The organism is Mycobacterium sp. G7A2, from assembly GCF_041902445.1.
Taxonomy (GTDB): domain Bacteria; phylum Actinomycetota; class Actinomycetes; order Mycobacteriales; family Mycobacteriaceae; genus Mycobacterium.
Window position 1 is genome coordinate 4,180,346 of record NZ_CP169251.1, and the last position, 13,735, is coordinate 4,194,080.

Sequence of the window (13,735 nt, forward strand, 5' to 3'; positions counted from 1 at the left end):
GACACCACGGGATGCCACACGAATGCGTGCCTTGAATCGGCCTCGGGTCGCGATCGCAGTAGCAAGGGTGAGCGATCGAGGTAAGCGTAGCCTACCTTTAGTAGTCGGTGTAACGTCTCGCCGCATGGAGACGCCCATCCCGCCCCGCATCAGCGCCGCGCTGGCCGACATCCTGCGCGACGACCTCAACGTCGACGTCACCCGGGTGAACCGTGATTCACGCCTGATCGACGATGTCGGCCTCGACTCGGTCGCGTTCGCCGTCGGGATGGTCGCGATCGAGGACAAGATCGGGGTGGTCCTGTCCGAAGAGGACCTGTTGACGTGCAACACCGTCGGCGACCTCGAGGCTGCGATCCTCGCGAAAGCCCCGGCCGAGCAGTGAGTGCGCTCGCGACCGCAGCACGGCAGACGATGACCTCGTCGCCACACGATTTGGTGATCTTGAACCGCGACGACGCCGAGTGGCGGCGCCACCCCTGGCAAGAAGTGCACTGCCGCGCCGAGAACATCGCCGAACGAGTTCTCGACAGTGGCGACGGCGATGTGGGCCTGATCGGCGAACCCACGGTCGAGATCGTCGCCGCCATTCAGGGGGCGTGGCTGGCCGGGCGCGCGGTGGCCATCCTGCCGGGCCCGGTGCGCGGCGCCGACGAACGCCAGTGGGCCAAGGCGACCACCACCCGCCTCACCGACATCGGCGTGACGCAGGTGTTCAGCCACGGCGACTGCCTGAACCTGCTGCGCGACTGCGACTCCGGACTGACCGTGCACGACGCGGTCGCGGCGGGGCATCCCCGACGCTCGTCCACTCTGCTGCCTCAACCGACCCCCGCCGACACCCCAGCCGTCCTGCAGGGCACCGCCGGGTCCACCGGAACCCCGCGCACCGCGGTGCTGCCCCCGTCGTCGGTGCTCGACAACGTCTCCGGGGTTCTGCAGCACACCGCAGTGGACCCGGGCCGCGACGTCGGCTGCACCTGGCTGCCGCTGTACCACGACATGGGCTTGACCTTTTTGCTGACCGGCTTCGTCAGCGGCCCGGAGATGTGGCTGGCGCCGACAGGAGCGTTCTCGGCGTCTCCGTTCCGCTGGCTGCGCTGGCTCTCCGACAGCGGCGCAACCCTCACGGCGGCACCGAACTTCGCCTATTCGGTGCTCGGCCGGTACTCCCGCCGGGTCTCCGACGTCGACCTGAGCCGACTGCGTTTCGCGCTCAACGGCGGCGAACCCATCGACTGCGCCGGCTACGAGTTGTTCCTGACCGAATTCGGCCGCTTCGGTCTGGACCCGCATGCGGCCGCCCCGTCCTACGGCCTGGCCGAGGCCTCCTGCGCGGTCACGATCCCCCGCCCGGGAACCGGACTACTGGTCGACGAAACCGTCGATGCGACAACGGGTTCGACCCAACGGCATGCCCTGGTCGGTGACGTGATCCCGGGGATGGAGCTGCGGGTGGTACCCACCGAACGCAGCGACGCCGCCGGCGGTGACGTCGGCGAGATCCAGATCCGCGGCACATCGATGATGAGCGGCTATCTCGGCGAGGAACCCTTGCCCATCCACGACTGGTTCACCACCGGCGACCTGGGCTACCTGACCGATTCCGGCCTGGTCGTGTGCGGCCGGGTCAAGGAGCTCATCACCGTGGCCGGGCGCAACCTGTTCCCCAGCGAGATCGAACGTGTGGCCGCGCAGGTCCGCGGCGTGCGGGAGGGCGGTGTCGTCGCCGTGGGCGCCGGCACCGACTCGGCCCGGCCGGGGCTGGTCATCACCGCGGAGTTCCGCGGGGCCGACGAGGCGGGCGCGCGCACCGAGCTGGTGCAGCGGGTGGCCTCACAGTGCGGCGTCGTCCCGGCCGACGTGGTGTTCGTCGCGCCCGGATCGCTGCCGCGGACAACGTCGGGCAAGCTGCGCCGATTGCAGGTCAAGAACACTCTGGAGGCGGTGCGCACATGACGGTCCCGGTAGCGGTCGGCCTGGACGACTACCGCGACCTGCTGGGCCGGGTCTTCGACGACACCGTCACGGGCTGGACCGCCGACGCCGAAGCGGCCGAGCAGTTTCCCCGCAAGTTGATCGAGCATCTGGGCTCCGCGGGGGTGTTCCGCGCGAAGTGGGGTCCGCGCGGCGGCCAGCACCCCGACGTCGCCAAACTGAACGAGCTGGCATTCAGCCTGGGCCGGCTGGGGTCGGCCGGTATCGGCGTAGGTGTGAGCCTGCACGACTCGGCGATCGCGATCCTGCGCAGGTTCGGCAAGTCCGAGCACCTCCGCAACGTCTGCGAACAGGCCGTCGACGGCCAGTCGGTGCTGTGCATCGGCGCGTCCGAGGAGTCCGGCGGCTCCGACCTGCAGATCGTCCAGACCGAGGCACGTTCCGCCGGTGAGGGGTTCGAGGTACGGGGCGTCAAGAAGTTCGTCTCCCTGTCCCCCGTCGCCGATCACATCATGGTCGTCGCCCGCAGCGTGGACCACGACCCCGCCAGCCGGCACGGCAATGTCCTCGTCATCGCCGTTCCCACCGCACAGGTCCAGGTGCAGCCACCGTGGCGCAAGGTCGGGGCGGGCCCCCTGGACACCGCCGCGGTCCACATCGACACCTGGGTGCCCGCCGACCATCTCGTCGCCCGCGCCGGCACCGGGCTGGCGGCCATCTCGTGGGGTCTGGCACACGAACGCATGTCGATCGCGGGTCAGGTGGCGTCGTCGTGCCAGCGCGTCCTCGCAATCACCCACGCCCGCATGATGCGACGCACACAGTTCGGCGCGACGCTGTTCGAACACCAGGCGCTGCGGATGCGGATGGCCGACCTGCAGGCCCGGGTGGACCTGCTGCGTCACGGCCTGCACGGTATCGCCGCACAGGGCCGGTTGGATCTGCGGGCCGCGGCCGCAGTCAAGGTCACTGCCGCTCGGCTGGGTGAGGAGGTGCTGTCGGAGTGCATGCATCTGTTCGGCGGCGCCGGATATCTGGTTGACGAGACTCCGTTGGGCCGGTGGTGGAAAGACATGAAGCTGGCCCGCGTGGGAGGCGGCACCGACGAGGTGCTGTGGGAGCTGGTCGCCGCGGCGATGCGCCCCGACTACGACGGTTATGACGCGATGATCGGGGCAGCGCCCGAGTGAGTCACTGCCCGTCGGCGGGCCGGTTCAGCGCGTAAAGGGCCATCCGGCGGTTGGACATCTGGTGCTCGCCGAGGAAGTCGCAGCGGGCGTATTCGCACAGCCGGCGCGCCGCGGTGTTGCGGTGGTCAGGGTCGAACATGATGCGCTTGCAGCGAGGTTCGCTCTGGAACAGGTTGGCGGCCAGCCGAGGCAGCAGCAGCGGACCGAAACCACGGTTGACGATGTCGAGGTCGGCGATCGCGGCGTGCAGTCCGAGGTCGTACGGGTCGGCGTCGTAGCACGGGGCGATGGAGTCCTTGGCCGCGCGGTAGACCTCGATGTAGCCGAGCGGATCGCCCTTGAAGACGCCGAGGAACGGTCGTGAGTACTCACCGGCCAGCTGCGCCTGGAGATAACGACTCCACCACGTCACCGGCCGGTCGTACTCCCACGTCTCGGCCAGATGCGGACGGTTCATCCACTCCGCGATCATCTCCGCGTCGGCGTCGGGCTCGACCAGCCTGACCGAGAAGGGTTCGCGCAGCTGCGGTGTCGGCGGAGGCGGCACCACGCGCACCTCCTCGCGGAGGTCGGTGAGCTCGCGGGGCAGGATCGGCAGCACATCGGTCATCGTGGTGGCTGACCCTACCCGAGCCAGGTGAGGGTAGGGTTACCTACCTAGGATGCGGTCGCCGAGAGCGCAACACCCGCGGTGGCGAGCGCGATCACCTTGACGATCTCGAGACCGACATACACGAGATGCGCGTGGGAGCGTGGCCCTTCGGCGCCGGCCAGAACCTGATCCGATCGGCGCGTCAGCGCCGGCCGCACCGCGACGATCTGCACGGCCAGCATCACCACTGCCACCGCCGCCGCCGCGACGCCCAGTGTCGAGGCGCCACCCGCCCACACCGCGACAATCACCGTCACCGCCAGCAGTGCTTCGCAGACGTTGAGCGCACGGAACACCAGCCGCCCGATGCCGAGACCGATCTGCAGCGTCACCCCCGGCGCACGGAATTTCAGCGGCGCCTCCAGGAAGGAGATCGCCAGCACCATTCCCAGCCACACGAACGTCGCGGCGATTCCGGCGACCTGCATGGCGCTACCTTAGGACGTCCAGGGGCTCAGCCGTGGTCGGCTCGATCTGCCGGCGCCGCCGGATCCTTCTTGCCGAACGGCAGCACGTGCACGACCGCCACCACCACGGCTCCCACCACGAGGCCCACCACCGCGGAGGCGGCGGTGTTCACCAGCCATGCCAGGACCCCGCCCACGGCGGCGACGTGGTGCACATACTCCTCGGCGTGATGCACCAGCTCGTAGGGCAGATGCCACCCGAGTTCGTCGGTGCCCAACAGCAGGATGTGCCCGCCCACCCACAGCATGGCGACGGTGCCGACGAGCGACAGCGCGCCGAGCAGTTTCGGCATGCCGGCAACCAGGCCGCGGCCCACCTTCTTGGCGAATGCCGACGACCGCTGCGTCAGGCGCAACCCCACGTCGTCCATCTTCACGATTCCCGCGACGACGCCGTACACCACCGCGGTGATGACCACCGCGACCACGAGCAGGATGATCAGTCGGGGCAGGAACGACTGGTCGGCCACCTCGTTGAGCGCGATGACCATGATCTCGGCCGACAGGATCAGGTCGGTGCGGATCGCGCCGGTCACCATGAACCGCTCGGCATCGGGCCCGGCCGCGGCGGCCGGTACGGCGTGCCCGCCGTGCCCGGTGATCTTGCCCCAGACCTTCTCGGCGCCCTCGTAACACAGGAAGGTGGCACCGAGCATCAGGATCGGGGTCAGCAGCCACGGCGCGAACTGACTCAGCAGCATGATCGCGGGCAGGATGAAGACGATCTTGTTGCGCAGCGACCCGATGGCGATCCGCTTGATGATCGGCAGCTCGCGCTCCGCGGCGATGCCGTGGACGTACTGCGGGGTGACCGCCGTGTCGTCGATGACCACGCCCGCAGCTTTAGCCGTGGCGCGGCCGGCGGCCGCCCCGATGTCGTCGACCGACGCGGCGGCCAGCCGGGCCAGCACCGCGACGTCGTCCAGGAGGGCGAACAGGCCGCCGCTCATCGCGTCCCCTCGCTCATGGGTGGCAACGGTACCCGTCGCCGGTCAGCGCGGCGCGGCTGGAGTGACGGTGCTCGGGCCGCATCCGATCGCGGCCAGCCTTCGCTGAGACGCCTGGTCGGGCACCCGGCGGGGCCACCAGAACCACCTGCCGAGCAGCGAGGCGACCGCCGGTGTCATGAACGAGCGCACGATCAGCGTGTCGAACAGCAACCCCATGGCAATCGTCGTCCCGACCTGCGCCATCACCTTGAGATCGCTGAACGCGAACGAGGCCATCGTGAATGCGAACACCAATCCCGCCGACGTCACCACCGAGCCGGTACCGGCCATGGCCCGGATGATGCCGGTCTTCAGGCCACCGCCCAACTCCTCCTTGAACCGCGACACCAACAGCAGGTTGTAGTCCGATCCGACGGCCAGCAGCAGGATGACCGACATCGGCAGCACCATCCAGTGCAGCTCGAGGCCGAGAAGGTGCTGCCAGACCAACACCGAGAGCCCGAACGAAGCCCCCAGCGACAGCAGCACCGTGCCGACGATCACCCCGGCGGCCACCACACTGCCGGTGATGACCAGCATGATGCTGAAGATCAGTGTCACCGCCGCGATCCCGGCGATGAGCAGATCGTAGTTGGACCCGTCGCGCATGTCCTTGTAGGTGGCCGCGGTGCCGGCCAGATAGATCGTCGCCCCCTCCAGCGGGGTGCCCTTGATGGCTTCTTTGGCTGCGGTCTTGATCGGCACCACGTGCGAGATACCGTCGACGGTCGCGGGGTCACCCTCGTGGCTGATGATGAATCGGACGGACTTGCCGTCGGGCGAGATGAAATTCGCGATCCCGCGCTTGAAGTCGTCGTTATCGAAGACTTCGGGCGGAAGATAGAACGAGTCGTCGTTCATCGCCGTGTCGAACGCGTCGCCCATCGCATCGGAGTTCTCCTGCGCCGCGGCGAGCTGGTCCTGCATGCCCTTCTGCGACTGGTACATCGTCAGCATCATCGATTTCATCGTCCGCATCGACTCGATCTGCTGCGGCAGCAGAGCCACCAGCTGGGGCATGAGCGCGTCGAGGCGCTCGAGTTCGGGGACCAGGTCCTGGATGTCGTCGGTCAGGGGGTTGATGCCGTCGAGGGTGTCGAACACCGACCGCAGCGCCCAGCATGCCGGGATGTCGTAACAGTGTGGCTCCCAGTAGAAGTAGCTGCGGATGGGACGGATGAAGTCATCGAGGTCGGCGAGATGATCACGCAGTTCGACGATGTCGAGCGTCATGTCCTTGGTCTTGGCGACCATCCGGTGGGTGGTGTCGGCCATCTGCTCCGTGATGGCCGACATCTGAGCCATCGTGTCGATCGTGGTCTGCATCTCGTCGGCCTGCACCAGCATGTCGGCGAACCGGTCCTGCAGATAGGTCTGGTTCAACTGATTCGTGGTGCCCTGCATGCTCATCTGGAACGGGATGGTCGAATGCTTGATCGGTTTGCCGTCGGGGCGGGTGATGGTCTGCACCCGCGCGACACCGGGCACCCGGAAGATCGCCTTGGCGATCTTGTCGATGACGAGGAAGTCTGCCGAGTTGCGCAGATCATGATCGCTTTCGACCATCAGCAATTCGGGGTTCATCCGCGCGGCACCGAAGTGCCGTTCGGCCGCCGCGTAGCCGACGTTGGCCGGAATGTCAGCGGGAAGATACTGCCGGGCATCGTAATTGGTTCGGTACCCGGGCAGGGTGAGTAGCCCGACCAACGCCAGAGCGATGGTCGCGGCCAGCACCGGACCTGGCCACCGGACCACTGTCACCCCGACCCGGCGCCAACCGCGCGAGCTGATCGCGCGCTTCGGTTCGAAGCGTCCGAATCGACTGGCCACCGTGACCACCGCGGGGCCCAGCGTCAGCGCCGCCACGACGGCGACGAACGTTCCGACCGCGCAGGGCACGCCCAGGGTCTGGAAGTAGGGCAACCGGGTGAAACTCAGACAGAGCATGGCTCCGGCGATGGTCAGCCCCGAGCCCAGCACCACGTGGGCGGTGCCGTGAAACATCGTGTAGTAGGCGGCTTCCCGGTCGTCGCCGGCGCCCCGGGCTTCCTGATAGCGACCGATCGCGAATATCGCGTAATCGGTGCCCGCGGCGATGACCATCAGAGTCAACAGGTTGACCGCAAAGGTGGACAGCCCGATGATCTCCTGATCGGCGAGGAACGCGACGATTCCGCGGGCAGCGCCGAGTTCGACGAACACCATCAGCAGGATCAGCACCATGGTGCCCAGCGACCGGTACACCACCAGCAACATCACGGCGATCACGCCGATCGTGATGAGGGTGACCCGGAAGACGCTCTTGTCGCCCGCGTGGTGCTGATCGGCCACCAGAGGAGCACCACCCGTGACGTAGGTCGTGACGCCCGGCGGGCTCGGCGTCGTGGCGACGAGGTCCCGTACCGCGGCGACAGACTCGTTGGCCAGCGACTCCCCTTGGTTGCCGCGCAGGTAGACCTGCACGTAGGCAGATTTGCCGTCGGTGCTCTGGGCACCCGAGGCGGTCAACGGATCTCCCCAGAAGTCCGCCACGTGCTGCACGTGCGCGGTGTCGGCCTGCAACCGGTCGACCAGGCCGTCGTAGTACCGGTGCGCGTCCCCGCCGAGGGGCTGCTCGCCCTCCAACACGATCATCGCGTTGCTGTCGGAGTCGAATTCCTCGAAGTCGGCCCCGATCCGCTTCATCGACACCATCGACGGCGCATCCTGGGCGCTCAACCCGACGGTGTGTTCTTCGCCGACCTTCTCCAGAGGGGGCACGGCGACGTTGGTGACGACGGTCAGCAGCACCCAGCCCAGAATGATCGGCACCGCCAAAACGCGGATCGCTCGGGCCACGCCCGATCGGCCGGCAGTCGACTTCGCCACGTGCACTGCCCCCTGCTCAGGCGCGGGCCTCACCCCGCAACGACGCTGCCGGCGTGACACAACGTGTGTCGCGTGTCATACATCTAGCCCGTCAAAGCATCGGCTGTCAACGGCGCGCCGCAGGCCGTTCTGACAGGCGTTTCACAGCTTCTGCCGTGTGCCGGAACCTAGGCTGGACCGATGAGCGCCGGAGAGCAGCGGGCCGGAGTCGACCTGACCAATCTCGACCAGCCGCTCGGTCCCGACGCCGACGCGACCAAGCGGGACCTCGTCGACTACCTCGATGCCGTAGCCGACCGAATCCTGCCCGCCCTTGCCGGTCGCCCGCTGACCGTGCTGCGGGCGTTGCGGGGGCGGGCCCCGTTCATGCAGAAGAACGTGCCCAAGTACACGCCGGACTGGGTGCGCACCGTCGAGATCTGGGCCGAGGCGTCGCGACGATCGATCCGCTATGCGCTGTGCGACGATCGACGGACACTGCTGTGGCTGGCCAACCAACGCGCCGTCGAATACCACCCGACACTGGGCCCGGCCGAGAACATCTACCGGCCAACACATCTGGTCCTCGACCTCGATCCGCCGGCGCGCGCTCCGTTCGCCGCAGTCGTGGCGGTGGCGAATCAGGTGCACACCGCGCTCACCGCCTGCGGGCTCTCCGGGGCGGTGAAGACCAGCGGCTCCCGCGGCCTGCACATCGTCGTTCCGGTCGCCGGCGGCGCCGCGGCCGACGACGTCGCCGCCGCGACACGTGCGTTGGCCGCGCGCAGCGAGGCTCTCGACCGGTCCGCCGCCACCACCGCGTTTCTCGTCGAGGAGCGCGCCGGCAAGGTCTTCGTCGATGCCACCCGCGCCGGCGGCGCGACGGTCGCCGCGGTGTACAGCCCGCGATTACGGCCGGGCACCCCGGTGTCCTTCCCGTTGGCGTGGTCAGATCTGGACCGCGCCGACCCGCGTGAGTTCACCGTGCACACGGCGCCGGGTCTGCTGTCGGGTGGGGACCCGTGGGCCGAGACGATGCCGGCGCCGCAGCGGCTGCCCGAGGACCTCGTCGACGAGGGACACCGCATCCCGGTCGCCCGGGTCGCCGCGATGCACGAAGGCAAACGTCGCGCCCGGCAGCGCCGGGACGAGCGGCAGGACTGAATCAGGCGATCTTGCGGTGCATCTGCACGGTCGTGCCGGCGGGCCGGGACTCGATCGTGACGTCCTGCATCAACGCCCGCATCAGTTCCAGCCCCCGACCTCGATGCCGGGCGGGCACCGCCTGCGGTGTCTTCCACGACCCGGTGTCGGTGACGGTGACGTAGACCCGCTCGGCCACGACTACCGCGTGCAGGTACACGGTGCCCTCCCGATGGTCGCGGTGTCCGTGCTCGATCGCGTTGGCCAACGCCTCCCCCACCGCGATCAGCACATCGAGAGCTTCGTCGGCGCCCGCGCCGGCCTCGTCGAGCCAGTCGCGCAGGGCGTGTCTGCTCTGGGCGAGTTCCCCCACGTCGGCGCCGAGCTCCAGATCCAGCGCGGCGGGCTGCCGGTAGACGAGTACCGCGACGTCGTCGCGGTACCCGCCTGGTGGCGCCAGCGTCGTCATCAACCGGTCGGCCAGAGCGTCGAGCGCGTCGCCGCGATGCTGTGACACAAGGTCGCCCGCGCGGTCGATGCCTTCGTCGATCGACAGACGTCGGCGCTCGACCAGTCCGTCGGTGTAGAGCAGCAGGGTCGCCCCGGCCGGGAGCACCGTGTGAGTCTCCGGCCGGGCACCGTGAGCGGTCACCCCGAGCGGCGTGGCTCGCGCGCTGTCCAGCAGAGCCACAGCGCCACCACCGTCGACGAGAATCGGCGGCGGCTGTCCGGCGCAGGAATAGGCCAGCTCCCCCGACCCGGGGCTCAACACCGCACAGAACGCGGTGGTGCACCGCGCTCCGGGCAGCCGCGTCGCGAAGCGGTCCAGCGCCGAGAGCACCGCCGCCGGGCTCGGGTTCTCCAGCAGCAGAGCCCGGCACGCGCTGCGCAGCTGCCCCATCACGGTGGCCGCCGACAAGCCGTGCCCGACGCAGTCACCGACGATCAACCCGATCCGGCCGTCGTCGAGGTCGACCACGTCGTACCAGTCGCCGCCGACCTGCAGCGGCCGGGTCGCCGGCTGGTACCGCACCGCGAATCCGTCGGACGTGGGGGGGCCGAGTATCGCGTGCTGAAGCGCCAGCGCGGTCTCGCGTTGCTGATCGATCTGGTGCACCCGCTGCAAACCCTGGCCGAGCCGGCCGGCAAGCACCGTCAACAGTGTGCAGTCATCCGCGGTGAAGTGTCGCCGCTCAGTCAACTCGAGGTGGATGACCAGGACGCCCTGGGGATGCTGCAGAGCGATACCGGCCTCCCCCGGTTCGAAGGACTCGGGTTCGAGCAGCTCACGATCGTGCAGCGCCGCGATCTGCCCGCGGTGCTCGTCCGACAGGGCCCCCCACTCTGCGGCCTCCCCCGCACACACCAGCGTCGGCACATCCGCCTCCCCGCCGCGCCACGTCGCGGCCACGACCCGACGCGCGCGCCAGACCGCACGCAACTGTTCGGCCGCGGCGGCCACCGCGTCGGCGAGGGTGTCCGCCTGAGCCAGCTCCTCGTTCAGCGCTGCCAGCGCGGTCTCCCGCAGCACGACGTAGTGCTCCGCGGTGACGTCGCGCAACGTCCCGACGATCACCTTGCGGCCCGTGTCGGGATCCTCGGCGTGGGTGAACGTCGCCGTCACCCACAGCCGATGGCCGTCACGGTGGGTCACCGGAACCGCGGACAGCGTCCCGTGCGACTTGTGCATCAGACTTGCGAACGCGTCGGAAACCTCGCGGTGGGCGTCCGGATCACTTTCTGCCGACGGCCACCACGGGTAGGCCGGCGGATAGGGCAGGCCGGCGCTGTCGTAACCGAGCATGTCGGCGAAGGTCGTGTTGATCTCGGTCACCGCGCCCGTCTCGTCGCAGACGAACAACGCCTCCTGCAACGAGTCGATGAGCGCCGTACGCCAGCGGGCGTGGTGGTCACGCATCCGTGCCAGCACGATGTTGGTCCGCACCCGGGCCAACAGTTCGGTGGCGGCGAACGGCTTGACCAGATAGTCGTCGGCACCGGCGCGCAGCCCGGTGACCGACGCCTCCGGCCCGGCACGAGCCGAGAGCAACAGCACCGGCACCGACGCGGTCCGCCGGTCCGCCCGCAGCGCCGCGACCAGCCCCAGGCCGTCCAGTACCGGCATCATCACATCGCTGATGACCAGGTCCGGCGCGGCCGCTCGCACCGCCTTCAGTGCCGTGCCGCCGTCGGCGACCGATTCGACGACGTAACCGTCGGAGCGCAGCAGCCGGCTCAGATAGTCACGCATGTCGGCGTTGTCGTCGGCGACCAGCACGCGCATCGGCGGTCCCTGCACGTCATGTCCCGGCGTCGAGGAGAGGTCGGCTCCGGGGTGCGTGGCTGACTCGGGTGACCAGCTCAACGCCTCCTGGACAAAAGCGTCCCCGCCCTGCGCGGCACGCACCGTGGACCCCACAGCGACAGCGTCGGCAGGCAGGTGCGCGGAACCCAACGGAAGCCGGATCGTGAAGACGGTGCCCTCCCCCTCGACGCTGTCGACGTCGATCGAGCCGCCGTGCAATCCGATGAGTTCCTTGACCAGAGCCAGGCCGATCCCGCTGCCCTCGTGGGAGCGCGACCGCGTGTTCTCGATCCGGTGAAACCGTTCGAACAGACGCGCAACTTCGTCGGCGGGGACCCCGACACCGGTGTCGGCGACGACGACCGTGGCCTGATCACCTTCTCGGCCCACCCGCACCGAGATCGTGCCGTCGAAGGTGAACTTCAGTGCGTTCGACAGCAGGTTGAACAGCACCTTCTCCCACATGTCGGGATCGACATAGACCGGCTCGGCCAGCGGTGCGCAATCCACGACCAGCAACAGACCCGCCCGCTCGACGGCCGACCGGAAGACGCTGGCGAGCTCGGCAGTGAGTACGCCGAGATCGACCGGCTGGTAACGGACTTGGGCGCGGCCAGCCTCGATTCGGGAGAAATCCAACAGCGCGTTGACCAGCTTGCTCAGCCGTAAAGCGCTGCGCCAGATGATGTCCAGTTCATGGCGGGTGTCCTCGTCGAATCGGTCGTCTCGTCGCAGAGTGTCGACCGGGTCCAAAATCAGCGTGAGCGGAGTACGCAACTCGTGGCTGGCGTTGGAGAAGAAGGCGGTCTTCGCGCGGTCCAGCTCGGCGAGCTGCTCAGCCCGCAACTGTTCGGCACGGTAGCTGCGGGCCAGCCCGATGTCGGCGGCAATGCGCGCAGCCACCAGGGAGACGAAGCCGCGGTACCCCTCGTCCAGAGGGCGGTACCGGTTCAGGCCTGAAACCAGGAACCCCATCGGCGACTCACCCTGCTGCAGCAACGGCACGGCCAGCGCCTGCACCGGCGGCTCCCGCCAATCGCCGGTCGGCAGAGTCGGATACGCGTCGCCGCTGAGTTCGACCGTGACGATCTCGCCGCGGCGGAGCTCGCTCAGCGGCCACGCTCCGTCCTCGGCCAGAACCGCCGGCGCCGCTGCGTGCTCCCCGTCGAACCCGCTCGAACCGGCCAGTCGTGCCGCTCCGCCGGCATCGAACAGGTAGGTCAGCGTGAACGGCAGATCTCGCGCGTTACGGGCGAGTTGGCCGTCGATGAAGCCGACGATCTGCTGCTCGTTCCGTGCGGCGCTCGGGGCGGACCCGAGATCGCGCAACGTGGCCATCCGCCGTTCGCCGATCACCTGCACGGTGTCTTCGCTGACCACACAGAGCAATCCGACGACATGGCCGTCGTCGTCACGCAACGGACTGTAGGAGAAGGTGTGATAGGTCTCCTCGGGGTAACCGGACCGCTCGAGGAACAACAACAGCGACTCGTCCCAGGTCGCCTCCCCGGTCGAGAGCACCCGCCGGATACGGAGTTCAACCTCGTTCCACACCTCATGCCACACCACCCGGAACGGCTGACCCAACGCCCACGGGTACTTACGACCCAACGTGTCACGCCGATACGCGTCGTTGCAGAAGAAGGTCAGGTCCGGCCCCCAGGCCATCCACATCGAGAACTTCGATGAGAGCATCACGCTCACCGACGTCTGCAGACTCTGCGGCCATCCCTCGACCGGACCGAGCGGTGTTGCCGCCCAGTCGACGCGGGCGTGCTCGCGCCCGACGTCGCCGCCCACCGCGAAGAAATCGGGCAGCGCGCCGTCCCCGGCTTGCCGGCCGGTCACCCGGAGCCCGACATCAACGCGTCTGTCACAGTGGGATAAGGGCGGAGGAGACCGTCGAGTTTGGTCACCTCGATGGGCCTGACCACTTCGGCGTTGGTGGCGACCACCCGCACCGCCACCCCGTCGGAGACGCCCTGCTCGTAGCAGCTGAGCACGGCGTTGAGGCCGGCGCTTCCGAAGTAGGTGACGTCGTCGAGTTGGAGCACCAGCATCCGGGCGGGCGGCGCGCCGGCGGCGGCAAGCCCGGCGGCCAGCGCCTCACCGAGCAGATCCACTGTGCCCGAGTCGACTTCACCGCGGGCGTGCACGACGACAGCGCTGTCGCTGACGTCCTGCGTGATGTCGAGAAGACCCAC

10 protein-coding genes are annotated in these 13,735 nt (G+C 68.6%); 4 read left to right on the plus strand and 6 right to left on the minus strand.

The genetic code is table 11. From position 1 onward, the window contains the following. Positions 1 to 22 precede the first annotated feature (22 nt). Genes ACEWX3_RS19860 through mbtN form a run of 3 tightly spaced genes read left to right on the plus strand, consistent with a single transcriptional unit; the run spans position 23 to position 3,128 of the window. The gene (locus ACEWX3_RS19860; RefSeq protein ID WP_374157437.1) at positions 23 to 385 is read left to right on the plus strand and encodes an acyl carrier protein; all 363 of its coding nucleotides are present in this window, start codon (positions 23 to 25) and stop codon (positions 383 to 385) included. Continuing rightward, positions 382 to 1,959, plus strand: coding sequence for a long-chain-fatty acid--ACP ligase MbtM (mbtM, locus tag ACEWX3_RS19865; protein ID WP_374157438.1), 1,578 nt, complete (start codon positions 382 to 384; stop codon positions 1,957 to 1,959). Before ACEWX3_RS19860 ends, mbtM begins: the two co-directional genes overlap by 4 nt. Further along, the gene (mbtN, locus tag ACEWX3_RS19870) at positions 1,956 to 3,128 is read left to right on the plus strand and encodes a mycobactin biosynthesis acyl-ACP dehydrogenase MbtN (protein WP_207066272.1); all 1,173 of its coding nucleotides are present in this window, start codon (positions 1,956 to 1,958) and stop codon (positions 3,126 to 3,128) included. Before mbtM ends, mbtN begins: the two co-directional genes overlap by 4 nt. 1 nt (position 3,129) lies before the next feature. Here mbtN and ACEWX3_RS19875 read toward each other — a convergent pair whose 3' ends face one another. The 4 genes from ACEWX3_RS19875 to ACEWX3_RS19890 are packed head-to-tail and all read right to left on the minus strand — an operon-like array spanning position 3,130 to position 8,104. After that, the gene (locus ACEWX3_RS19875; RefSeq protein ID WP_207066273.1) at positions 3,130 to 3,738 is read right to left on the minus strand and encodes a GNAT family N-acetyltransferase; all 609 of its coding nucleotides are present in this window, start codon (positions 3,736 to 3,738) and stop codon (positions 3,130 to 3,132) included. Between the two features lie 47 nt (positions 3,739 to 3,785). Then, positions 3,786 to 4,208, minus strand: a complete 423-nt coding sequence (locus ACEWX3_RS19880) for a hypothetical protein (RefSeq protein ID WP_374157439.1) — start codon at positions 4,206 to 4,208, stop codon at positions 3,786 to 3,788. 26 nt (positions 4,209 to 4,234) lie between these two features. Beyond that, entirely contained in the window at positions 4,235 to 5,197 is a 963-nt protein-coding gene (locus tag ACEWX3_RS19885) for a DUF808 domain-containing protein (RefSeq protein ID WP_374157440.1), read from the minus strand. A gap of 42 nt (positions 5,198 to 5,239) precedes the next feature. After that, complete coding sequence (locus ACEWX3_RS19890) at positions 5,240 to 8,104, minus strand: RND family transporter (protein WP_374157441.1); 2,865 nt, start codon at positions 8,102 to 8,104, stop codon at positions 5,240 to 5,242. 180 nt (positions 8,105 to 8,284) lie between these two features. On the opposite strand from ACEWX3_RS19890, the gene ACEWX3_RS19895 reads away from it, so the two are divergent. Beyond that, positions 8,285 to 9,247: a DNA polymerase domain-containing protein gene (locus ACEWX3_RS19895; RefSeq protein WP_374157442.1), complete on the plus strand. Its 963-nt coding sequence runs from the start codon at positions 8,285 to 8,287 to the stop codon at positions 9,245 to 9,247. A 1-nt stretch (position 9,248) separates the two neighbouring features. Here the strand turns inward: ACEWX3_RS19895 and ACEWX3_RS19900 are convergent, their stop codons facing one another. Together ACEWX3_RS19900 and ACEWX3_RS19905 are read right to left on the minus strand one after the other, a co-directional pair. After that, positions 9,249 to 13,379: a SpoIIE family protein phosphatase gene (locus ACEWX3_RS19900; RefSeq protein WP_374157443.1), complete on the minus strand. Its 4,131-nt coding sequence runs from the start codon at positions 13,377 to 13,379 to the stop codon at positions 9,249 to 9,251. After that, entirely contained in the window at positions 13,376 to 13,735 is a 360-nt protein-coding gene (locus ACEWX3_RS19905; RefSeq protein ID WP_374157444.1) for an anti-sigma factor antagonist, read from the minus strand. Before ACEWX3_RS19905 ends, ACEWX3_RS19900 begins: the two co-directional genes overlap by 4 nt.

Bases quoted from the DNA above. Each gene is read 5' to 3' on its own strand.
- ACEWX3_RS19875 (WP_207066273.1), bottom strand. From the start codon at position 3,738: ATGACCGATGTGCTGCCGATCCTGCCCCGCGAGCTCACCGACCTCCGC.
- ACEWX3_RS19885 (WP_374157440.1), bottom strand. From the start codon at position 5,197: ATGAGCGGCGGCCTGTTCGCCCTCCTGGACGACGTCGCGGTGCTGGCC.
- ACEWX3_RS19860 (WP_374157437.1), top strand. From the start codon at position 23: ATGCGTGCCTTGAATCGGCCTCGGGTCGCGATCGCAGTAGCAAGGGTG.
- ACEWX3_RS19895 (WP_374157442.1), top strand. From the start codon at position 8,285: ATGAGCGCCGGAGAGCAGCGGGCCGGAGTCGACCTGACCAATCTCGAC.
- ACEWX3_RS19880 (WP_374157439.1), bottom strand. From the start codon at position 4,208: ATGCAGGTCGCCGGAATCGCCGCGACGTTCGTGTGGCTGGGAATGGTG.
- mbtN (WP_207066272.1), top strand. From the start codon at position 1,956: ATGACGGTCCCGGTAGCGGTCGGCCTGGACGACTACCGCGACCTGCTG.